We start from the raw sequence: 22,210 nt of genomic DNA on the forward strand, positions 1-22,210 counted from the left end.
TGGATCGTGAGATGACTGCACCCGAAAAAGCGATCGTCACCTGTGCGCTGAATGGCGTCCTGACCGACCCGAGCCTGCACAATATCGCCGTGACGCCGGCGCAATGCGCAGCCTCGGCGCGCGAGGCCTATGATGCGGGCGCGGCGATCATCCATATCCATTTCCGCCGGCAGGAGCCGGGCAAGGGGCATCTGCCTTCCTGGGAGCCGGCGGTGGCCGGGGAGATCGTGGAGGCGATCCGCGCCGCCTGTCCCGGCATCATCATCAATGCCACGACGGGCGTGGTCGGCCCGGATTATCAGGGCCCGCTGAATGTCGTGCGCGCTCTGAAGCCCGAAATCGCAGCCTGCAATGCCGGCACCCTGAATTATCTCAAGATCCGCTCCAATGGCGAATGGGCCTGGCCGCCCATGGTCTTCGACAATCCGCCCTCCAAGGTGCAGGACTTTCTCGACGTGATGGGAGAGACGGGCACGCTGCCGGAAATGGAGTGCTTCGACACCGGCATCGTCCGCTCGGTGGCCATGTATATCGCCAACGGCATGCTCGCGCGGGCGCAATATAATCTCGTGATGGGCGTGGCTTCAGGCATGCCGGTCGATGCGCGCCTGCTCCCGATCCTGAAGGACTATCTGCAGGAGGGGGCACGCTGGCAGGCGACGCTGATTGGCCGGGAGGAGATCTGGCCAGTCCATGCCGCCGCCGCCCGCCTCGGCGGCATGCTGCGCACGGGGCTGGAGGACACGTTCTACCTGCCCGATGGGGCGCGGGCGAGGGGCAATGGCGATCTCATTGAAGCCCTCGTCTCGACCGCCCGCAAGGAGGGCCGCGATATCGCCACGCCCGCAGAGGCGCGGGCGATGCTTTTTCGTTCCGCCGACGGTGCGCTGAGCGCCAGAGCAATTCCAGCGAAAGTGGGAACCGGTTTCGGGTCAGAAACTGCGTGAAAATGAGTAACGAAAGCGGCCCCGGCATTGTGGGGAGGCGCATGCCGCTGTAACCCGCCTCCCTCCGCTTTTGTGGTTGCCGGTTACGTCAAAGCATCCTTGCTTGCGGTGCTGAAGAATTGTGCCAGCGCCTGCAATTCGCCCTGCCGGATCTCGTGCCCGCCGGAATGAAAGGCGGTTTCCACCCGGCTTCCCTGTTGGGCAAAATACGAGATCAGCCGCTTCGTGAGCGGGAGTGGGCAGATGGGGTCCCGTTCGCCGGCGGTGATCAGGATCGTCTTGCCTTTCAGGTCTTCGTTTGCCTTCGGTTCCCATGGGATCAGAGGATGGAGCAGCGCGGCTTTTTCAAACAGGTCCGGGTGTTCGAACATCACCGAAGCCAGAATGTTGGCGCCGTTCGAATAGCCGAGGCCGTAGACCGGATGGCCGGGATGCGCTGCCTTCTGCGCGGCGATATAGGCTGCCATCCGTTCGGTGCGAAGTGTCAGGTCGTCCATATCATAGACGCCTTCGCCGGTGCGGCGGAAAAAGCGGAGCGCGCCGTATTCGCTGACATCACCGCGCGGTGCAACGATGCCGGCATCCGGCCGGATCTCTCCGATCAGTTCATTGAACTGGAATTCGTTACCGCCCGTGCCATGGAAGGCGAAGATCAGTGGAGCGCCGGGGGCGGGCGCCTTCGTGAATGCATGATATGCGTGTGTCATGTGATCATCTCCGACAGGCGGGACTGTTTCCAGTCCCGCTGTCTTTCTGGTGAAACTCGGCCTTAGTCGACGATCGGCTGCAGCAGGCCTTCGATCTGCTGGCGATGCGGCTCATAGCGGGTCGGCAGCTTAAGAGCCTGCCCGAGATGGGCCGTATCCTCGTCGCGGTCGAAGCCCGGCTCGTTGGTGGCGATCTCGAATAGGACGCCACCAGGGGTGCGGAAGTAGATCGCCCAGAAGTAATCGCGGTCGATGACGGGGGTCACGTGGTAGCCGGTGTCGAGAAGTGCCTTGCGGACTTCCAGCTGGGCCGCCCTGTCTTCGACGGCAAAGGCGATGTGATGCACCGAGCCGGCGCCCTGACGGGCAAAGCCTGCGCCGGGCAGCGTTTCGATGTCGATGAAATCGGCACCGTTGCCGCCGGGAATGGCGTAGCGCGACCACTCGTTCTTTTCGTCGACCTTCTGGTAGCCCATGAAGCCGAGAAGTTCGCGGGTGGCGCCGGCATCCTTCAGGCGCATGCTCGCACCGTGAAAACCCTTGATCGCCTCGGCGGCGCCGATTTCGTCCTGCAGCCAGCCGGTCCGCTCGTCGCCATCGACTTCGATCAGCGAGAAGCCGTCATTGTCGGGGCCGGCAAACCGCAGGCGCTTTTCACCGAAGGCTTCCGTCTCGGCAAGACCCTGCACGCCAAGCTTCGAAAGGCGTTCGCGCCAGTAGCCGAGCGAACCCTTGGGAACGGCGAAATAGGTTTCGCCGACTTCGCCAACGCCTGCCTTGCCGGCGGCGATGTGGGGGAAGGGGAAATAGGTCATGACCGAGCCGGGCGTACCGACTTCGTCGCCGTAATAGAGGTGGTAGACCTCCGGAGCGTCAAAGTTGACGGTCTTCTTGACGCGTCGCAGACCCAGCGTCTTGGTGAAGAAATCGCTGTTGACCTGCGCATCTGCGGCCATGGAGGTCACATGGTGCAATCCCTTGATCTGAGTAAGCATAGCCTTGGTCCTTTCTGCTGGGACGCCGTGTTTGCGTCCTTCGATGGGCAGAAAATGGCCCCAACCCGCTCCTTTGTGAATAGAAATAAATTTGACAATATTATTGCAAAATATGAAATTATCCGCATGAGCGATTTGAATTCGATCCGCATCTTTCTCTCAGTCGCCCGGCAGCGCAGCTTCGTTGCGGCCGCGCGGCAACTGTCGATGACGGCGCCAACCGTGACCCGCGCGGTGAGCGCGCTGGAGACCGAACTTGGCGTTCAGCTTCTGCTGCGCACGACGCGGCAGGTGTCGCTGACGTCGGCGGGCGCTGTCTATGCGGCCCGCATTTCGCCTTTGCTCGACCAGTTCGAGGCGGCGGCCGACGAGGTTCGCGCTCAAACCGATCACGCCTCGGGGCATATCCGCCTCAACGCGCCGCTGTCGCTGGGCCAGCGCATCCTGCCGGACGTCGTCTCCGGCCTGCGTGTCGAAAACCCGGATATCACGGTGTCGCTGTCGCTGACCGATCATTTCATCGATATCGTGTCGGGCGATTTCGACCTCGCCATCCGCGTTTCGCGCGCCCCGCAGGAAAAGTCGACGATCTGGCGCAAGATCCGCCCGGTGCGCCGTCTGCTCGTCGCCTCGCCCGGCTATCTGGCCTTGAAAGGCGTACCCAAAGAGCCCGAAGACCTGAAGGGTGCCGATTGCATCGCCTTTGACGAAGAGGCCCGCTCCGAGGAGTGGGAACTCACGAGCGCCGGTCGGACACGGAAGGTACAGGCGGGCAGGGTGCTGGCGACCAACAATGGCGAGGTCTCGGCGCGGCTTGCCGAAAACGGCGAGGGGATTGCGCTGCTGCCCCATTTCATCGTCGAGGATTTGCTGACGAGCGGAAATCTGGTGCCCGTTCTGCCCGATTGGGAACCGACGTCGCTGTGGCTCACGCTCTATTATCCGCCTTACGAGCGGCTGCCGATGCGGGTTGCCAGGTTTTCGGATTTCTTCGAGCGTTATGTCACCCAAGTTCGCCCGGTCTGAGCGGATATCACGGGAAGTTTTGATCCGAAGCGGTTCATTAGATGTTAGGACGGGATCGAACGACGAATCCGGAGACGCAGGATGACCACAGGCATTCATCACGTGACGCTGATCACGCGCAAGGTGCAGGCGAATGTCGATTTCTATGCCGGCTTTCTCGGTCTCCGGCTGGTCAAGCAGACGGGCGGGTTCGAAGATGCGGAGCAGTTGCATCTCTTCTATGGCGATGCCATGGGCAGTCCCGGTTCCGTCGTCACCTTCCTCGTCTGGGAAGATGGTGCGCCGGGCCGTGTGGGGCGCGGGCAGATTAGCGAAATCGCCTTTGCCGTCCCGCCCCAGAGCCTCGGGCAGTGGCTGACGCGGGCGATTACCGCGCAGGTGCCGGTTTCCGGTCCGACGCGCGAGTTCGGCGAACCCGTGCTGCGTCTGAAGGACCCCGATGGCGTGATCGTCAAGCTGGTCGGCGTGGACATGCCGGCGCAAGCGCCGCTTGCCGATGCGGATGCACCGAGGCGAGTGCGGGCCGTCACGCTGCTCACCGACAAGGCGGAGGGGACGGCGGCCTTTCTCGCCTATTACGGCTACCGGTCCGGGACATCGGAAGGCAATATCCGGCGGCTTTTCTCCGATACGGATGCGATCGATGTGCGCGATGCCACGGGTTTTTACGAAGGCATTCCGGGCACGGGCATTTTCGACCATGTCGCGTTGCGCGCGCCCGATTTCGATGCCGTCGAGGCGATGCAGCGGGAGCTTATGCGCTGGTCGCCGACCAATGTTCATGACCGCAAATATTTCCGTTCGCTGTATGCCCGCGACTCCTCCGGCATCCTGACGGAATATGCCACCGATACGCCGGGTTTCGCGGTGGACGAGCCTCCCGCCCATCTCGGCGAAAGGCTCTTTGTTCCCGAGCAGGACGCCGAACGGGCGCAGGACCTGCGCGTCATGCTGCCGCAATTCGCCCGACCCGGCGAGGAGCGGATCGTGTTGCGCGACCTGCCCTTCGTGCATCGCTTCTTCGTCCCGGAAGATCCAGACGGCTCGACCGTCCTGCTGCTGCACGGAAGCGGCGGGCATGAGGCGGACCTGATGCCCTTTGCCCATCGCCTGTTGCCACGCGCGACGCTGATGGGCGTCCGGGGACGTTCGACGGAGGAGGGGCATGCGCGCTGGTTCCGGCGCCGGTCTCAGCTCGAATTCGACCAGCAGGACATTCGCTTCGAGGCGGAAGCGTTCGATGAGTTCTGGCGCGAGGCACGTGGCGTTTACGGTCTCGACCGGGACCGAACGACCGTCCTCGGTCTCTCGAACGGAGCCAATTTCGCCGCCGCGGTCACGGCACTCTATCCCGATACTTTCAGGCGGGCGATTCTGATCCGCCCGATGCTCGTGCTGGAGGCACCGGAGGTGGTCGATCTCTCGGATATGGACGTGCTGACATTGACGGGTCGCGACGATCCGTTCGCGCCGCACGGGGCTGCGCTCGATGAATGGCTGCTGCGATGCGGCGCCAAGCTAGAAACACGCTCGGTCCCTGCCGGCCACGGCCTTGTTCCGGCCGATCTCATATTGGCGCGCGCCTGGGCCGTCAAAGGTCGCGATACGTGAAAGTTAGTCGCGGGCATGCAGCGGCATTCCCCGCGTCGATGACAAGGGTGTTGTCAGTGCCATTATTTACGTTTTGAAACATGGACTTCAGTGGAGAGACGCGCCGAAGGAATATGGCCCGCACAAGACACTTTACAACCGTTTCATCTGATGGAGCGAATTGGGCGTCTTCAACATATTTTCGAGGCACTTGCCGGCAGAGACTTGGCTCTCTTCGACAGCACAAGCAATTGGAGCACTGCCGGCGAAGGGGTACCGCATTCACGTATGGCGGCCTATGCTCCACGGATGGTCCAGGGAACGTCGCCCCGCGGATTGCCGAACGCCCCACGTCGGTCGTTGGACAGTCGTGGAAGATGATCTGCCGTCTGCGACCGCCGGGAAAGGCTATACAAGATGCGCGACTACGCTTTTCGCGCATTCATTCGGCACCGCATGCCGAGTCGTAGAGCCCCAGGACCTGTTTGATCGCAAGTTTTGCAATCGACCGGCCGTCTGTGGCGCCGCCGGCCAGCAGCGCATCGGCCTCGAGCCGAGGCAGATACTGGCTGAGCAGCGTGGCGGGGATGCGCTTGCCCGACAGGCGCTGCTCCAGGACGGCGACCGCCTCGCGCGCTTTCTCGGTGGGCCAGTAATAACGGATGCGATCCGAGAAGCTGAAATGCCGCTGGATGAACTGAAACGTCTGCGGGCCTTCGTAATATTTTCCCCAATAGATGGGATCGGCGACCATGATCTCTTCCATGGTTTGCATCAATCCGGACCTCGGAAGATGTCCGTCCAGAATGTCGGCAATATCATCGAGTGCGTAAAGGGCTTCGCGAAGCGCAAAGGTTAGCCATGGGCCGACCTTCAGAATTGCGAAGCCGCTCGATACCAGCTCGGAGAGATTTTCGCCGTGCTGGTAATCCGTCGAATGTGCTTCGTAGAGGAGGCCGGGGAGGTTGCTCAGGGCTGCTGTCAGTTCGGCCGCCTTTTCCGGCTGGTACTGAATGACGCCGTCATGGCCGAACTCGATACCCGGCTGGACAACGAGAGCGATCACGCGCTCGAAAGCCTCTTCGAGACCGGATGCACGGAAGGCCCTCTTGTGAACGTCGAAGGTCGTGGCCACGGAGTCCGCCGCGGTGATCTGCATATGGTCGAGCGCTTCCAGCGCGCCGCCCGGCACGGGAACCTCCGTGCCGATGACATAAACCGGCTTGGCTTCGCCGCAGGATTTCTCCGCCACAGCAGCCAGACGTGCTGCCCGGTCGGCGGTTGTGTTATCCGGAAGAGCCGCCGGCTCGCCCATGCAGCCCATCGACGTATCCAGATGCAGTTTGCTGAAACCCGCTCGCGCAAAGGCCGCGATCATATCCTCCGCTTTTCGCATGGCAATTTCGGCGGGCTCGTTTTTCCATGGATTGGGGCCTAAGTGGTCGCCTCCAAGGACAATCTTCTCTCTCGCGAAACCGACCTCATCCGCGATATCGAAGACGAACCTGCGGAAATCTTCCGGGGTCATGCCCGTGTAGCCGCCATCCTGATTGACCTGATTGCAGGTCGCCTCGATCAGGGCGAGGCGATCCCGGTCGCGCGCGAACTCGAGGGCTGCAGCGATGACGACGGGATGGGCAGAACAGACAGAGGTGATTCCGCGCCGGGTTCCGCGGTGAAACTCTTCGGCCATTTTCTTGAGGGGATGAAGCATCAGCTTGCACTTTTTGAGGTGTTGATGAGATCTGTGAGTGCGCTCATATCAGAAGCGCCTTCCATGGGCCCGCGCCGTGTTACAGCAAGCGCGCCGGCGGCGGCGGCAAGGCGCAGGGCAGTCTCGGGATCGGTTCCACGCAGCCACATCGTTGCAAATGTTGCCCCGAAACAGTCTCCAGCTCCGGTTGGGTCCACCTCGACGACCGGATAGGCGGACACAGTGTGGCTTCGATTGCTGTCATAATAGGTTGCGCCCTTGACGCCGCGTTTGTGAACGACGGCGCTTATGCCGCCGGACAGCAATTGCGTGACGGCGGCGTCAATGTCTGAACTGTCGCCGAGCAAAAACAGTTCCTCGTCGCTCGGAAGATAGAGATCGGTGACCGCGAGAACGGAGGCCATCGCCTCCTTGATCCCATTCGCGTTGAGGATTTCCTTGCGCATGTTGGGATCGAAGGAAACCGTGCCGCCCCGCTTTTTGACCGACTGGGCGGACGAAACGACGAAGCCTGAGAATTCCGGGCTCGAAAGCGACGACCCCATGACGTGGATATGGTCCGCAGAGGCCAGAACCCTGTCTGTCGCATCGCCCCGGTGAAGCTTTCCGCAGGCCGCGTGGGCGATATTGAAGACGAAATCGCGCCGGCCGTCGTGTCTATAGCGGACAAACGCCGTGCCGGTCGGCCGGTCGTCGTCGATGTAAATTGCCGATGTGTCGACACCGTCAGCCTTCAGCCGTTCCAGATTTAGTCTGCCGAAATCGTCGTTGCCGATGGCGGAAACAATGGCTGCGGGCTGGCCGAGGCGGGCGCATTGATCGACAAAAATCGCCGGGGCGCCGGATGGAAAGGGGCCGGTCAGCGCGATCGGCGTCAGGAAACCCTCACCGCGGTCGTCGGCCATGATCTCCACCAGGATTTCACCGATCACAACGATCTTCCTGAGCGCTTCCAAGCATTCCTCCCGCTTTTACCGCGCAGAGTGAGGCTCTCATCTGCGCCGCGATCCTTTTTAGGGTTGGCTTGACGAGTGGCATTTTCTGCAGTTAGTGTCAACTTAAATTTGTCGCGCGTAAAATTATTGGAAATCTGCGAGCTTGCATTTTGAAAATTCGCTGGCTACGCAGGCGCCATAAATCGGATCGTTGAGACGTTGAAAAAGGGGTTGCGCTGGGCCATGGCGGATGACCGCAAAATTCGGAACATGGAAGAGTTTTCGGAAGTCAGCGGCATCTCGCGGCCGACAATTTCGAAATATTTCAACGACCCTTCGAGCGTCAGGTCCTCGACGAGGGACCGTATCGAGCAGGCGATCAAGAAATACGACTATCGCCCCAATCTGTTTGCGATCAATCAGAACCGGAAGCTGACCCGGAATATCGGGATCGTCGTTCCGCACATCGTGGATCCGTTTTTCGCCGAGATCGTCCGGCACATCGAAACCCGATGCATCGAAGCGGGCTATTGGGCCATCGTCTTGTCCTCCCACGGCCAAGCCGAGCTGGAGGCCAACGCGCTCGACATGTTGCGCTCGCTGAAGGTGGCCGGTGCCATTATCGCGCCGCTCGGACAGGCCTCCGACGAGGAGTTGATCCATCAGTTCGCTTCCGAGGTTCCAACCGTTCTTTGCGACTCCCGATTGGACGGGGTCGGCGTCTTCGTGGGAACCGATAACTTCCAAACAATTGATCTTATTGTCGATTATCTTTCAAGAGCCGGCGATCCGCCATGTTTTGTGGAAATGCCGCCGGTGAATGCAAATGCCTATGAACGCAAAGACGCCTACGTCAGGTCGATGGAGCGACTGGGCCTCGATCCAAAGATAATCCCCATCGTCGGGGAAGGATGGGACTTCGAGCGGTTGGGATACGAGCAGGGCTTGAGACTGATCGCGTCGCGCGAGCTTCCTTCCAACACCATTCTTTGCGCCAACGATCGAATTGCCATCGGCATGCTGGCCGCCGCCTATGAAAAGGGGCTCAGGGTCGGTCGCGGTCCGGGTTCGGCAATTCGCATTGCCGGTCACGACGATCATCCTTTGTCGCGCTTCACATGCCCTCCGCTGACAACCGTTTCACAGGATTATACGGCGATCGCCGACCGCAGCCTGCACATCCTCTTCGATGCGATCGAACATAACGATGCCCACATTCCCTCATCCCAGGTCCGGCTGGAGGGAAAGCTGATCATGCGAATTTCAGCCTAAGTGGCCGAATCCGCAAAAAAACTTTGCCGCGCGTAAAAATTAACATTGACACGAATTCGTTTTATCCCCTAGTTTTCACCCTGGATGTGATCCAATCCAAAGGGAGGAACTTGGGATGAAACAGATTAAGTCCATGCTGGCTGCCACGGCGCTTGTCGCCGTTTTCGCCGGCGCAGCCGCTGCCGAGCAGCTTACGATTGCCACCGTCAACAACGGCGACATGGTCCGCATGCAAAAGCTGACTGACGACTTCACGAAATCCAATCCTGACATCAAGCTGAACTGGGTGACGCTGGAAGAAAACGATCTCCGCCAGAAGGTGACGACCGATATCTCCACCAAGGGCGGCCAGTTCGACATCATGACGATCGGGATGTACGAAGCGCCGATCTGGGGGAGCAAGGGCTGGCTGGTCGAACTGAAGGGCCTCGACGACCCGTCCGACCTCATGCCGTCCATCGTCAACGGCCTGTCCGCCAAGGGCAAGCTGTTCGCCTCACCGTTCAACGCCGAAAGCTCCTTCGTCATGTACCGGAAGGATCTGATGGAAAAGGCCGGTCTGAAGATGCCCGACGCCCCGACCTGGGACTTCATCATCGACGCTGCCAACAAGATGACCGACCGCGCCTCGGGCGTGAACGGCATCTGCCTTCGCGGCAAGGCAGGATGGGGCGAGAACATGGCCTTCATCACCGCCATGTCCAACTCCTTCGGCGCGCGCTGGTTCGACGAGAACTGGAAGCCGCAGTTCGACACTGCCGAATGGAAGGACACGCTCAAGACATATCTCAAGCTGATGAAGGATGCGGGTCCGGAAGGCGCTTCCGGCAACGGCTTCTCCGAAAATCTAGCGCTTTTCCAGTCCGGCAAGTGCGGCATGTGGGTGGATGCGACGACGGCCGCCTCGTTCACCATCGATCCGAAGGTTTCGAAGGTCGCCGACAAGGTCGGCTTTGCTCTGGCTCCGGACAAGGGCTTGGGGAAGCGCGCGAACTGGCTCTGGTCCTGGGCCCTCGCGATTCCGGCAGGTTCCAAGAAGACGGAAGCCGCTCAGAAGTTCATCTCCTGGGCAACCTCCAAGCATTATCTTGAGCTGGTCGCCTCCAAGGAGGGCTGGGCCAACGTACCTCCGGGCACGCGTCAGTCGCTCTACGCCAATGCCGAATACAAGAAGGTTCCGTTTGCCGCAGAGACCCTGGCATCGATGAACGCCGCCGATCCGGCCAAGCCGACCGTCAAGCCGGTTCCCTATGTCGGGGTACAGTTTGCGGCCATTCCGGAATTCGCCGGCATCGCGACCAAGGTCGGCGAGCTTTTCTCGGCGGCACTGGCCGGCCAGATTTCTGCCGACGATGCGCTTGCAAAGTCGCAGGAATACGCAACCGACGAAATGACCAAGGGCGGCTACATCAAGTAACGGCTTCTGTGCTTCCTCGCCCTTTCGCGAGGGAGCACATCAAGGGATAACCTCCCGAGTATGCGGACAGGGCCGAGACGCGCCGCCGGCCGGCGTGAGGCGGCCTTGTCTGCATGTCGGGAAATCTCTGTTTCGCGATGGACGGCAGCCAGTTCTGCCGAAATCAAGAATGTCCAGGCGAGCGCTTATTCAGGGAGGATATATCGATGGCAACCCGGCAGGGACAAAGATTGGCGAGATGGGCGCTGTTGCCGTCTGTCACCGTCTTGTCGAGCTTTGCTTTCGTGCCTCTGGCACTGGCATTCTATTTCGCCTTCCTGCGCTACAATATCCAGGATCCCGACCGCGTGTTCTGGTTTGGCTGGAAGAACTTCTATTACTTCATGAAAGACCCGTATTTCGTGAAGAATCTCTTCAACACGCTGCTGCTTGTCGGTGGGGTTCTGCTCACGACTGTCGTGGGCGGGTTGGGTTTGGCCCTTCTCTTCGATCAGGAGTTCTGGGGCCGCGGCTTTGTCCGCGTTTTGATGATATCGCCCTTTTTCATTCTGCCGACGGTCTCTTCCATGGTGTGGAAGAACCTGCTGATGCATCCGGTCTTCGGGCTGTTTGCCGAGATCCAGCGCTGGTTCGGGGTGACGCAGACGTTCGACTGGTTCGGCAAGCTACCCCTGTTTTCCGTCGGGCTGATCGTGGCCTGGCAGTGGCTCCCCTTTGCCGCACTGATCCTGCTGACGGCCCTGCAGTCGCTGGATGAGGAGCAAAAGGACGCCGCCGCCATGGACGGTGCAAAGCCATGGGCCTATTTCCGGTACATCGTCCTGCCGCATCTGGCGCGCCCGATCACGGTTGTCGTGCTGATCGAGACGATTTTCCTGATGAACGTCTTCGCCGAAATCAAGGTGACGTCGGTGGGCGGCTTTGCCGGAAACCTGACATATCTGGTGTTTTCCCGACTGCAAAACGACAACGACGTCGGCGCGGCGGCGGCCGGTGGCATCATCGCCATCATTCTCGCAAACCTTGTCTCCCTCGTCCTTGTGCGCCTGATGGGCAAGAATCTGGAGAACTGAGATGGCTCGGAGAATTTCCAATCGCAGGAAGTGGACAATCGCCATTCTGGCGTGGAGCATCGGCCTGCTCATGTTCTTCCCCATTCTGTGGACTGCGCTTGCGGCCTTCAAATCGGAGGCCGATGCCTATGCGATGCCGCAAACCATGTTCAGGACGCCCTGGATCCTCGATAATTTTGCGGAGGTGCAGAGCCGTTCCGACGTCGTAGCCTATCTGCGCAACACGGTGATCATCGCAGGCTTATCGACGGTGCTTGGCCTGGCATTTGCCATTCCGGCTGCATGGTCCATGGCCTTTGCAGCCAAGGGCGAAACGTCGAGCCGGCTCAACGGCATTACCTGGGCGGGGATCGTCTTCGGCGTCATCGCCGTCGCGTTTGCGATCCTTTACGCACAGGGCTGGGTCGTGACCTCTCCCTGGCTGGGAATTGGGCTCCTCCTTTTTGTATGCATCCCGCCTTCCATCTGGGTCTGGACGCGGAACACCAAGGACTCGCTCCTCTGGATCCTGTCGACGAAAATGATGCCGCCTGCCGGTGCGCTCATCCCGATATTCCTGATTTTCGGCCGCAACGGCCTCGTCTTCAAAGACTGGGGCAACGGCCTCGATCTGAGCGATTACAACATTTTCGACAGTTTCTGGGGCATGGTCCCCCTGATGATGCTGCTGAACCTGCCCATCATGATCTGGATGCTCTACACCTATTTCAAGGAAATTCCGGGCGAAATTCTCGAAGCCGCGCGGATGGACGGGGCAAATCTCTGGAACGAACTCGTGCTGGTGCTGACGCCGATGGCGGTGCCGGGCATTGCCTCGACCGCGCTTCTCAGCGTCATCCTCGCCTGGAACGAAGCGTTCTGGACGCTCAACCTCACCACCAAATTTGCCGCGCCGGTCGCCTTCCTGATCTCGGAATATTCAAACCCGCAGGGCCAGTTCTGGGCCAAGCTCTCGGCGGCGTCCATCATGGCGATCACGCCTATCCTGGTCATCGGGTGGTTCTCGCAGCGCCAGCTTGTGCGCGGTCTCACATTCGGAGCAGTGAAGTAAAAATGGGAAAGATTGCCCTCAAGAATGTCCGCAAGGCCTTTGGCGAATTCGTTATCGTCCCGGGCGCCAATCTCGAAATCGATGACGGCGAATTCATCGTCTTCGTCGGCCCTTCCGGCTGCGGAAAGTCCACATTGCTCCGGCTCATCGCCGGCCTGGAGGACGTCACATCCGGGCAGATACTGATCGACGGACGAGACGTTTCGGATGCCGCTCCGTCCGAACGCAAGCTCGCGATGGTGTTTCAGTCCTACGCACTTTATCCGCATATGAGCGTGCGCAAGAACATTGCATTCCCGCTCAAGATGGCCGGCTTGAGCCCGGACGAACAGGAGAGCAAGGTTCAGGCAGCGGCGAAAATTCTCAATCTGACCTCCTATCTGGATCGGCGTCCGGGACAGCTTTCCGGCGGGCAGCGCCAGCGTGTTGCCATCGGCCGAGCCATTGTTCGCGAGCCGACGGCCTTTCTGTTCGACGAGCCGCTGTCCAACCTCGATGCGGCGCTTCGGGTCACCATGCGGCAGGAAATCATCGAGCTGCACCAGAACCTCAAGACCACCATGATCTACGTGACTCACGACCAGATCGAAGCCATGACGATGGCCGACAGGATCGTGGTCCTGAATGCGGGACAGATCGAGCAGGTCGGCTCGCCGATAGATCTTTATTCAAGGCCGGCAAACCTCTTTGTCGCCGGTTTCATCGGCAGTCCGCGCATGAATTTCATCACCGGCCATGAGGCCGCAAGCAGGGGCGCAGCGACCATCGGCATACGCCCCGAGCATCTCGATGTAGTCAGCGAAGGCGGCTGGGACGGTGTCGTGGCGCTTGCAGAGCATCTCGGCTCCGACACGTTCCTGCGGGTCAAGACCGAAGCTGCCGGCACTCTGACCGTTCGCGTTCCAGGCGAGCGCGGCCTCACACACGGAGACCGGGTGAGCATCTCTCCCCGCCAGCACAATATCTATCGATTCTCGGAAGACGGAAAGGCAATGCAATGAGACTTCAGGGCAAGACAGCAATCATCACCGGCGCGGCGCGCGGCATAGGCCTTGAATTTGCCAGGGCTTACATTGCCGAAGGCGCGAACGTGGTTCTTGCGGACATCAATGCGGAGGCCGTTGGAAAGGCCGCCGACAGTCTCGGCCCGAAGGCGCTCGGCCTCCAGATGGATGTGACGCGGCAGGACAGTATCGACGCAGGAATTGCACGCGCTGTCAAACACTTCGGTTCACTCGATATCCTCATCAACAACGCGGCCCTCTTTACCGCTGCGCCGATCGTCGAGATCAAGCGCGAGGATTTCGACCGGGTCATGGCGGTCAATTTTGCGGGCACGATGTTCTGCCTGCAGGCTGCAGCGCGCCAGATGATCGCCCAGGGCAAGGGCGGCAAGATCATCAACATGGCGAGCCAGGCTGGGCGTCGCGGCGAGGGACTTGTGGCTGTCTATTGTGCATCCAAGGCCGCCGTCATCTCGCTCACGCAGAGTGCCGGCCTCGACCTCATCAAGCACGGCATCAACGTGAATGCCATTGCGCCCGGCGTCGTTGACGGCGAGCACTGGGATGTCGTCGACGCGCATTTTGCCAAATATGAAAATCGTCCGCTGGGCGAAAAGAAGCGCGTCGTCGGCCAGTCGGTTCCGATCGGACGGATGGCGACGGCTGCCGATCTCACGGGCATGGCGATCTTCCTCGCGAGTTCCGACGCGAATTATGTCGTTGCTCAGACCTATGGCGTCGATGGCGGAAACTGGTTGGCCTGATATGTCGAACACGATGAATACCCCTTACAATCGCGATCTGGTGACGCCGGGTATCGTCCATATCGGCGTCGGCAATTTCCACCGCGCCCATCTTGCGGTGTATGTGGACGACCTCATGTCCATGGGGCTCGCAATGGATTGGGGGATCGTCGGGGCGGGCGTCCGCCCTGCGGATGCGGCCATGCGGGAGGCATTGAAGGCGCAAGGCTATCTTTCAACCGTGATCGAACTCGACCCTTCCGGCAAGCGCGCGCGAAAGATCGGCTCGATGATCGATTTCGTGGAGGTTTCGGAGGGCAATGCGCCGCTCATCGCGGCGATGTCGCGCCCTGAAATCCGCATCGTTTCGCTGACGGTCACGGAGGGTGGATATTTCATCGACCCCGCAACGGGCCGGTTCGACCCGGACGAGGCAGAAATCCGGCACGACGCCCAAAATCCTTCCGCGCCCGTCACCGCGTTCGGGGCGATCGTTGCAGCGCTGCGCAACCGCCGGGCCGCGGGCTACGCGCCGTTTACGGTCATGTCCTGCGACAACCTTCCCGGCAACGGCCAGGTGACCAGAAGCGCTGTCGTCGGGCTCGCCGCCCTGTCCGACCGGGATCTTGCCGGCTGGATCGACGCGCAAGTCGCCTTTCCGAATGCCATGGTGGATCGCATCACGCCTGCCACAGGAGATCGCGAGCGCGGGATTGCTGCGGAACTGGGTATCGAGGATCGCGTCCCGGTGACCTGCGAGCCGTTCAGGCAATGGGTGATCGAAGACCGGTTTCCGGCAGGGCGTCCGCCGTTCGAAAATGTGGGCGTGACCTTCTCCGACCATGTTCATGCCTTCGAAGTCATGAAAATCCGCATCCTCAACGGCGGTCACGCGATCATCGCCTATCCGGGAGGGCTGAAGGGCATCGAATTCGTCCATCAGGCCATGGCCGATCCGAATATCCGTGCATTTCTCGAACGCATCGAGACAGACGAGATATTGCCGATCGTGCCGCCTGTCCCAGGGCAGGATCTCGACGCCTATAAAGACCTCATCGTCGCGCGGTTCTCCAATCCGGAAATCGCCGACACGGAGAGACGGCTTTGCCTCGACGGATCGAACCGCCAGCCGAAATTCATCGTCCCCACCATTCGGGACAATCTGGTCCAGGGACGACTGCCTAAAGGGCTCATTCTTCTCAGCGCCTTCTGGTGCCGGTACTGCTACGGCGAGGATGAAAACGGCCAGACGATTGCGCCCAACGATCCGAACTGGGCACAGTTGACCGCCCTGGCGCGGGCGGCACGCGTCAATCCCGACGCCTGGATCAGGATGGAGAGTGTCTATGGCGATCTGGCAGAGAACGAGGACTTCCGCACCACCTTTCATGAGGCCCTGACGGCCGTGTGGGCACAAGGGGTCGATGGCTCGATCCGCCAGTTCCTCACGGCCTGAACGGTGAATGGGCATGAAGGCTATTCTGTTTCCCGCCAAGGGCGTCGTTGAACTGACCGAACTGCCGGACCCCGTTCCCAGGAGTGGGGAGGTCCTGATTTCGGTGAAGGCCAGCGGCATCTGTCACACCGATTTCGAAATCCTTCGCGGGAACTATGGCGACGGCGCCTTTCCCGTCGTTCCCGGTCACGAATTCGTCGGCGAGATCGTCGGCCTTGCAGATGGCGTGAAGGGTCTTTCTCTTGGCGATCGCGTTGTAGTCGATCCCAATCTCGAATGCGGTCACTGTCGCGCCTGCCGAAGGCAAATGGCTCATCTGTGTGAGAAGCTCGGCGCCTATGGGGTCACCAAAAATGGCGGCTTCGCGGAATATTGCGCCGTCGATGCTGCCGCAGTCCGCCCCATCGGAGACATGGCTTATGACCTCGCCGCTTTGGCTGAACCGGTGGGCTGCGCGCTGAATGGGCTTGAACCGGTCAAGCACAGACATATCGAAAACGCGCTTGTCTTCGGCGCGGGACCGATGGGCATGATCATCGCCGAACTCCTGGCCAAGACGCGCGGCGTGGCGGTGAGCGTGGCCGATGTGGATGCGGATCGGCTGGCTTTCGCAAGCGCCGCGGGGCACACGGCGCTTCACGCACAGTCGAACGACCTGGCACAGGCGCGGCACGGCTTCGATTTCGTGGTCGATGCGACAGGCAAGGCTGAGGTTGTTTCAAAGCTCACCCACTTTATGGCGAGCGGTGGAAGCGCCCTGCTTTTCGGTGTCTGCAAACAGGGCGTCGGCGTCACGTTCGAACCTTTCGAACTCTTCCGGCGCCAGTTGACGGTCTACGGCACCCATTCTCTCAACCATAATCTGCCCGACGCTCTTGCGGCCATCCAGCGCATAGGTCCGTCCCTTTCAGGAATTGTCAGCCATCGGCTGGCGATTGCGGATACCGTGAAGACGTTTCAGGCAGGGGGCATTCGTGCCAGCATGAAAGTGCAGATGGCCGGGTGAGAACTTTGCCTCCGATGAAGGGAAACAACGTGATCCTCGGCCCTTTCGAAGCCCTGCTTTTCGACATGGACGGCACTCTTCTGACCTCCATCGGTGCGGTCGAAAGGGCATGGAGCGCATGGGCAAGGAGGATTGGTGCGCCCGTCGATGACGTCCTGCATTACATGCATGGCCGCAGGGCGGTCGATACGATCGCACATTTCTCGCCGCCGACCGCCGACATCGAAAAGGAGGTGGCCTGGCTCGACGCCAGGGAGCACGAAGATCAGGAAGGCGTGAAAGAAATTCCCGATGCGAGACGCCTGCTGTCCAGCCTCCCCGCCCACCGCTGGGCGATCGTCACATCGGCAAATTCTGCACTCGCCCGGCGACGCCTCGAAACTGCCGGGCTGCCCATGCCGGATATTTTGGTGGCCTCGGAACACGTTGCCGTCGGAAAGCCGCATCCGGAAGGTTATCGACGGGCGGCTGGTCTCATGGGAGTCGATATCAATCGATGCCTGGCTTTCGAGGACACACGATCAGGTATCGAGGCGGTGATCGCATCCGGCGCCTATCCCGTCAGAATTGGAACGCAGCGGGATTTCGATGGACCTGACACACTCTGCCTGCGTGACTATCGCCACCTTCAGGCCATCGAAACCGCCTCTGCTGCAGCGGGATCGTGTCCGATTTCGGTGACGATAGAGGAAGGCGGATTTTCCCAGAGTGCGTAGGGAAAAGTGCAAGCGGGTTTCCGCACGGTACCGACTCATATTTGGTTTATTGGCAAGCCCGGTCGTTTTGGGCATTTTTTCAGCCCATGCCAGAATTGCTTCTTTGTTGTTCGTTTGCGATCCAGTTTCTGAGCGCGTCAATGCCGATGCGGAACCATGATTTCTCGCGCCGCCCATGGGTCTTTCGATTGACGGCTTTCATGTCCATGGTTTTTGTTGCGCAGCGATAGGCCCAGACATGGCGAGTGTGATGACGACCAGCAGGCAAGAGAGCTTTTCATGAGAGCGGATGCGGTTGTCTTCGAGATTGTTGAGGCAACCGGAAAAGGAGCCAGATAGCGTGCTGACAAGAGCAGCGTGAAATGACGTCATCATGAAGATCCCTTTGGCGAAGAATCTTCAGTTACAGCATATCACTCCGTTCTCACCCTGACTGTCGTGTACCGTGGCGGTTTCCGTTCGGAAATGCCCTAGACAAGTGAACCCGTCGTGAATTTGTGCTCCTTGCTGGCAAGAGGCGTCGCAAAGAGTGTTTCACCAATCGCGATCGGCATGTCGCCGGGGCAGCGGGCCACGAGATTTCCCAATCCTTCGACATTCAGATGCGCAATCGTGTCCGCGCCCAGCCGTTCGATATGGCGGACGGCGCCGCGCCATTTTCCGTCCGTTGCCGAGAGGGAAAGATGCTCCGGCCGGATGCCGTAGACCTTGCAGCCTTCGCGCGCGGCGATCTCGCCGTCATAAAGGTTCATCTTAGGCGATCCGATGAAGCCTGCGACGAAGGGGCTGGCGGGCTCGTTGTAGAGCGTCATCGGGGCGCCGACCTGTTCGATGCGTCCGCCGTTCAGCACCACGATCTTGTCCGCCATGGTCATGGCCTCAACCTGATCGTGCGTCACATAAATCATGGTCGCCTTGAGCTTGCCATGCAGGTCGGTCAGTTCCATGCGCATCTGCGAGCGCAGCGCTGCGTCGAGGTTCGAAAGCGGTTCGTCGAAGAGAAACACCTTTGGATCGCGGATGATGGCGCGGCCGATGGCGACGCGCTGGCGCTGCCCGCCCGAAAGTGCCTTGGGCTTGCGGTCGAGCAGGTGCGACAGCTGCAGCGTCTCGGCGACCTTGCGGACCTTTTCCTCGATCTCGGCCTTGGGACGCCGGGCGAGCGACAGGCCGAAGCCGATATTTTCGCGCACGGTCAGATGCGGGTAGAGCGCATAGGATTGGAACACCATGGCGATGCCGCGCCGGGAGGGTTCGGCATATGTGACGTCCTCCCCGTCGATGAGCACGCGGCCCGAGGAAACGGTTTCGAGACCCGAGATCATGCGCAGAAGCGTGGACTTGCCGCAGCCGGACGGTCCGACGAAGACGCAGAATTCGCCGTCTTCGACGGTGAGGCTGACGCCCTTCATGATGTCGACGCTGCCGAAGCTCTTGCAGATGTTTTCTAAGACGACGCGCGCCATGGCTTATCCTTTCACCGCGCCGGCGGTCATGCCTGCAACGATCTGCCTGTTGAAGAAGACGAAAACGATGAGCGGCGGTATCGTCACCAACAGGATGTTCATGAAGAGAAGATTGAATTCGGTCCCGAACTGGCTCTGGAAATTGTAGAGCGTGAGCTGGACGGTCACGTTCTCCCGGCCCGGCAGATAGTAGAGCGGGTTGGTGAAATCGTTGAAGATGGCAATCGACTGCACGACGATGACCGTCACCGTCACGGGCTTGAGGAGTGGCAGGATCACGCGGAAGAAGATCTGCCACGGCTTCGCTCCGTCGATAATTGCCGCTTCGTCGAGATCGCGCGGGATTGTTGCGATGAAGCTGCGAAACAGAAGCACGGCGAAGGCGAGGCCGTAGGCGACCTGGATCAGCACCATGCCGGTCCGCGTCTTGAACAGATCCAGCCATTGCAGCACCCAGATGGTGGGCACAACGGCGGGGGGCACCATGAGGCCGATCATAACGCAGGCAAAGATCAGAGTGTTCCAGCGCGAGGGGCGCCGCTGCAGGACATAGCCTACCATGGCACCGAAAAGGACAAGGAGCGCAACCGCCGCGACAGTGATCACGGTCGAATTGAAATAGGCGAGCAGCAGCATGTAGTCGCGTGCCGAAACCACGTCCATGAAGTTCTGCCAGAGCTGCCATTTCTGCGGCAGCGTGAAGGTCAGCAGCGAGGCGTCCTGCTTGGTCTTCGCCGCCGTCAGGAAGACGAACAGGAACGGCAGGACGAAGATGACGAGGGTCGCCGCAAGGGCGGCAAGGCCCGTATAGAGCTGGCGGCGGCTGTTCATAGCTCGACCTCCTTGCGGTTGAACCACAGGGTCAGCGGCAGGATGATCGCCGCGATCAGCGCGAAGAGGATGACGTTGCCGGCGGTCGAGAGGCCGTAGAAACCCGCCTGATATTGTTTGTAGATGACGCTCGCCAGAACGTCGGAAGAAAAGCCCGGTCCGCCGCGTGTCATCGCCCAGATGAGATCGAAGCTGCGCAGGCCGCCGATGAGCGAGAGGGTCACGACCGTGATGGTGGCCGGCTTCACGAGCGGGACGGTGACGCGGAAGAAAAGTTGCGTCCGGGTTGCGCCATCGATGCGGGCGGCCTCATAATATTCCGGGCTGATCGAGGCGAGGCCGGCAATGTAGATGACCGTGGCAAGCCCGATCCCCTTCCAGACATCGACGAGCACGACGGAATAGAGCGCCAGCGTCGGATCGGTCAGCCATCCGGGGCCGTGAATGCCGATGGCCGCCAGCGCCACATTGATGATCCCGCGCGTCGGATGCATGAGCACGGTGAAGGTGATGCCGACGCCGATGGTGGAGACGAGGACCGGAAAGAACATGACCGTTCTGAGGAAGCCCTGTCCCCAGAGCCCGGATGTCAGCAGAACCGCGAGCAGCAGACCCAGCACTGTCTTCGTGGCTGACGTCATCACGGCATAGACGACGGTGTTGAACAGGCCCTGGATCAGGAACGGTTCGCGGAAGAACTGGCGATAGTTCTCGATGCCGATGAACTCGACGGAAAACAGGTCCCAGCGCGTCAGACTGAACCAAAACGAGGCAAGCGTCGGCACCAGGAACAGGACCGTGAAGATCACGGCTGCCGGCAGTATGAACCAGTAGGGATAGGGTGATTTGGTGCGAGACATGTTGCGGCTCCGGATTGATGCCCCGCCCGGAGCAATCTTCGGGCGGGGTTCACTGGCGGGAGGTTACCAGTTTGGCAAGCCAAGCTGCTTGGCCTGCTTTTGAACATCCTGATCGTAAAGTGCTGCTGCGTCCTTGGCAGAGCGAATGCCGGAGCCGACTTCGACCGTGATCTGCTCAAGCGCCGGTCCCTTGATCGGCGACAGGAATTCCAGCGCCGGAGCCGTGCCGCCATCCTTGTCGAAATAGGGCAGCATGTCGGCAACCGCCTGCGGAATGTCCTTCGGCAGGTTGCAATCCTTGATCAGATACGGGCCCGACGGGACAGCTTTCGCCATCAGTTCGCAGGCCTCCTTCGAGCCGACCCAGTCGACGAACTTCTTCGCCTCGGCGACATTCTTGCTTTTGGCAGGAACATAGAGCGCTGCCGGCATCCAGATGGTCAGGCCGTTCTTGGCGGCATCCTCGCCGGGCTGGGCGAAGAAACCCAGGTCCTTCAAGTTGTCGGGATAGTTCTGCTGGATCGTGCCGATGCCGAAGGTCAGCATCGGATAGTGCCCGGCCTCGCCCGTGGCGACCATGCGCAGGCCGTCATTGAACTTGGCCGCGCCAAAATCCGCATTGGAAACCTTTGCCTTGAACACCTCTTCCAGATGTTCGAAGCCGCGCTGGGCGGCCGGCGTGGTCGCATATTTCGCCTTGTTAGCCGTATAGTCTGCGGCGAAGTTCGGCACCTGAGCCTGCACGTTGTAAAAGTCGGCGAGAACGAAGAGCTGCGAGGTCCAGGTATCTCCGTAGGTCTGGGCAACCGCCACCTTGCCGGCGGTCTTGATCTTCTCGTTATTGGCCATGAACTCGGCCCAGGTCTTCGGCACCTTGAGGCCGAGGTCCGCGTAGATCTTGCGGTTATAGAAAATGCCGCCGCCCATGGCCGGGCCGAAGGGCATGCCGCGCACCTTCCCATCCGAACCGGTCACGACCTTGCGGAAGATATCGCGAACATTGGCTTCGCTCTTCAGGTCGGAGAAGTCGGCGAGCGTCTTTTCCGGCTTCAGCGCCTGGAAGAGGGAGCCGGAATTATACTCGAAGACATCAGCCATTTCGCCGGTTGCCAGGCGTGTCTTGACGATATTGTCGCCCTCGGAGCCTCCGGCGCGCTGTTCGACGTCGAAAGACACATCCGGGTTCTTCGCCTTGTACGCCTTGGTCAGAACATCCAGCGACGCGATAGACTCCGGATTGGTGTCGATCAGGACGCTGAGTGTTACGCCCGCATGGGCAATGCTGGATGACAGGGCAACAAGTGCCGCTGCCAGAATACTTCCTTTTGCAAATTTCATGGCCATTTCCTCCTTGTAAAAGACCATATTCAAACCTGAGCTCCGGCGTGGTGTCCTCCCCGG

General features: G+C 60.3%; 21 protein-coding genes and 1 pseudogene. 13 read left to right on the plus strand and 9 right to left on the minus strand.

Annotation, left to right across the window (positions count from 1 at the left end):
* The first annotated feature begins 11 nt into the window (after window positions 1–11).
* Window positions 12–947, plus strand: a complete 936-nt coding sequence (locus ABID16_RS19510) for a beta-keto acid cleavage family enzyme (protein ID WP_354558037.1) — start codon at window positions 12–14, stop codon at window positions 945–947.
* Window positions 948–1,030: 83 nt separating this feature from the next.
* Here the strand turns inward: ABID16_RS19510 and ABID16_RS19515 are convergent, their stop codons facing one another.
* Both ABID16_RS19515 and ABID16_RS19520 read right to left on the minus strand, forming a co-directional pair.
* The gene (locus tag ABID16_RS19515; RefSeq protein WP_354558038.1) at window positions 1,031–1,654 is read right to left on the minus strand and encodes an alpha/beta hydrolase; all 624 of its coding nucleotides are present in this window, start codon (window positions 1,652–1,654) and stop codon (window positions 1,031–1,033) included.
* Window positions 1,655–1,716: 62 nt separating this feature from the next.
* Window positions 1,717–2,649: a VOC family protein gene (locus ABID16_RS19520; RefSeq protein ID WP_354558039.1), complete on the minus strand. Its 933-nt coding sequence runs from the start codon at window positions 2,647–2,649 to the stop codon at window positions 1,717–1,719.
* Window positions 2,650–2,775: 126 nt separating this feature from the next.
* On the opposite strand from ABID16_RS19520, the gene ABID16_RS19525 reads away from it, so the two are divergent.
* The 3 genes and pseudogenes from ABID16_RS19525 to ABID16_RS19535 all read left to right on the plus strand — a co-directional run.
* Window positions 2,776–3,675, plus strand: coding sequence for a LysR family transcriptional regulator (locus tag ABID16_RS19525; protein WP_354558040.1), 900 nt, complete (start codon window positions 2,776–2,778; stop codon window positions 3,673–3,675).
* 81 nt (window positions 3,676–3,756) lie between these two features.
* Window positions 3,757–5,286 (plus strand): VOC family protein, encoded by a 1,530-nt coding sequence (locus ABID16_RS19530; RefSeq protein ID WP_354558041.1) that lies wholly within the window; start codon window positions 3,757–3,759, stop codon window positions 5,284–5,286.
* Window positions 5,287–5,308: 22 nt separating this feature from the next.
* A pseudogene (locus ABID16_RS19535) lies at window positions 5,309–5,434 on the plus strand (transposase); the annotation flags it as partial.
* 273 nt (window positions 5,435–5,707) lie between these two features.
* Here the strand turns inward: ABID16_RS19535 and ABID16_RS19540 are convergent.
* Together ABID16_RS19540 and ABID16_RS19545 are read right to left on the minus strand one after the other, a co-directional pair.
* Window positions 5,708–6,979 (minus strand): D-tagatose-bisphosphate aldolase, class II, non-catalytic subunit, encoded by a 1,272-nt coding sequence (locus ABID16_RS19540; protein ID WP_354558042.1) that lies wholly within the window; start codon window positions 6,977–6,979, stop codon window positions 5,708–5,710.
* Window positions 6,979–7,884: a sugar kinase gene (locus ABID16_RS19545; protein ID WP_435532452.1), complete on the minus strand. Its 906-nt coding sequence runs from the start codon at window positions 7,882–7,884 to the stop codon at window positions 6,979–6,981. The genes ABID16_RS19540 and ABID16_RS19545 overlap by 1 nt, the downstream gene beginning before the upstream one ends.
* Window positions 7,885–8,184: 300 nt before the next feature.
* Between ABID16_RS19545 and ABID16_RS19550 the strand changes: the two genes are divergently transcribed.
* From ABID16_RS19550 to ABID16_RS19590, 9 genes are all read left to right on the plus strand, one after another.
* The gene (locus ABID16_RS19550) at window positions 8,185–9,186 is read left to right on the plus strand and encodes a LacI family DNA-binding transcriptional regulator (RefSeq protein ID WP_354558158.1); all 1,002 of its coding nucleotides are present in this window, start codon (window positions 8,185–8,187) and stop codon (window positions 9,184–9,186) included.
* Between the two features lie 133 nt (window positions 9,187–9,319).
* On the plus strand, window positions 9,320–10,603 hold the full coding sequence (locus ABID16_RS19555; protein ID WP_354558159.1) for an ABC transporter substrate-binding protein: 1,284 nt from the start codon (window positions 9,320–9,322) through the stop codon (window positions 10,601–10,603).
* Between the two features lie 206 nt (window positions 10,604–10,809).
* Window positions 10,810–11,676: a carbohydrate ABC transporter permease gene (locus ABID16_RS19560; RefSeq protein ID WP_354558044.1), complete on the plus strand. Its 867-nt coding sequence runs from the start codon at window positions 10,810–10,812 to the stop codon at window positions 11,674–11,676.
* A gap of 1 nt (window position 11,677) precedes the next feature.
* Window positions 11,678–12,727, plus strand: coding sequence for a carbohydrate ABC transporter permease (locus tag ABID16_RS19565; RefSeq protein ID WP_354558045.1), 1,050 nt, complete (start codon window positions 11,678–11,680; stop codon window positions 12,725–12,727).
* A 2-nt stretch (window positions 12,728–12,729) separates the two neighbouring features.
* Window positions 12,730–13,728: an ABC transporter ATP-binding protein gene (locus ABID16_RS19570; RefSeq protein ID WP_354558046.1), complete on the plus strand. Its 999-nt coding sequence runs from the start codon at window positions 12,730–12,732 to the stop codon at window positions 13,726–13,728.
* On the plus strand, window positions 13,725–14,495 hold the full coding sequence (locus tag ABID16_RS19575) for an L-iditol 2-dehydrogenase (RefSeq protein ID WP_354558047.1): 771 nt from the start codon (window positions 13,725–13,727) through the stop codon (window positions 14,493–14,495). The genes ABID16_RS19570 and ABID16_RS19575 overlap by 4 nt, the downstream gene beginning before the upstream one ends.
* Before the next feature lies 1 nt (window position 14,496).
* Window positions 14,497–15,930 (plus strand): mannitol dehydrogenase family protein, encoded by a 1,434-nt coding sequence (locus tag ABID16_RS19580; RefSeq protein WP_354558048.1) that lies wholly within the window; start codon window positions 14,497–14,499, stop codon window positions 15,928–15,930.
* A 13-nt stretch (window positions 15,931–15,943) separates the two neighbouring features.
* Window positions 15,944–16,936, plus strand: a complete 993-nt coding sequence (locus ABID16_RS19585; protein ID WP_354558049.1) for an alcohol dehydrogenase catalytic domain-containing protein — start codon at window positions 15,944–15,946, stop codon at window positions 16,934–16,936.
* A gap of 14 nt (window positions 16,937–16,950) precedes the next feature.
* Entirely contained in the window at window positions 16,951–17,652 is a 702-nt protein-coding gene (locus tag ABID16_RS19590) for an HAD-IA family hydrolase (RefSeq protein WP_354558050.1), read from the plus strand.
* Between the two features lie 198 nt (window positions 17,653–17,850).
* Here ABID16_RS19590 and ABID16_RS19595 read toward each other — a convergent pair whose 3' ends face one another.
* The 5 genes from ABID16_RS19595 to ABID16_RS19615 form a co-directional block, all read right to left on the minus strand.
* Complete coding sequence (locus ABID16_RS19595; RefSeq protein WP_354558051.1) at window positions 17,851–18,027, minus strand: hypothetical protein; 177 nt, start codon at window positions 18,025–18,027, stop codon at window positions 17,851–17,853.
* Between the two features lie 95 nt (window positions 18,028–18,122).
* Complete coding sequence (locus ABID16_RS19600; RefSeq protein WP_354558052.1) at window positions 18,123–19,118, minus strand: ABC transporter ATP-binding protein; 996 nt, start codon at window positions 19,116–19,118, stop codon at window positions 18,123–18,125.
* A gap of 3 nt (window positions 19,119–19,121) precedes the next feature.
* The gene (locus ABID16_RS19605) at window positions 19,122–19,949 is read right to left on the minus strand and encodes a carbohydrate ABC transporter permease (protein ID WP_354558053.1); all 828 of its coding nucleotides are present in this window, start codon (window positions 19,947–19,949) and stop codon (window positions 19,122–19,124) included.
* On the minus strand, window positions 19,946–20,809 hold the full coding sequence (locus ABID16_RS19610; protein ID WP_354558054.1) for a carbohydrate ABC transporter permease: 864 nt from the start codon (window positions 20,807–20,809) through the stop codon (window positions 19,946–19,948). The genes ABID16_RS19605 and ABID16_RS19610 overlap by 4 nt, the downstream gene beginning before the upstream one ends.
* A gap of 63 nt (window positions 20,810–20,872) precedes the next feature.
* Window positions 20,873–22,147, minus strand: coding sequence for an ABC transporter substrate-binding protein (locus tag ABID16_RS19615; protein ID WP_354558055.1), 1,275 nt, complete (start codon window positions 22,145–22,147; stop codon window positions 20,873–20,875).
* Window positions 22,148–22,210: the final 63 nt, after the last annotated feature.

The organism is Limnomicrobium aquaticum, from assembly GCF_040545545.1.
GTDB lineage: Bacteria > Pseudomonadota > Alphaproteobacteria > Rhizobiales > Rhizobiaceae > Ensifer_A > Ensifer_A aquaticum.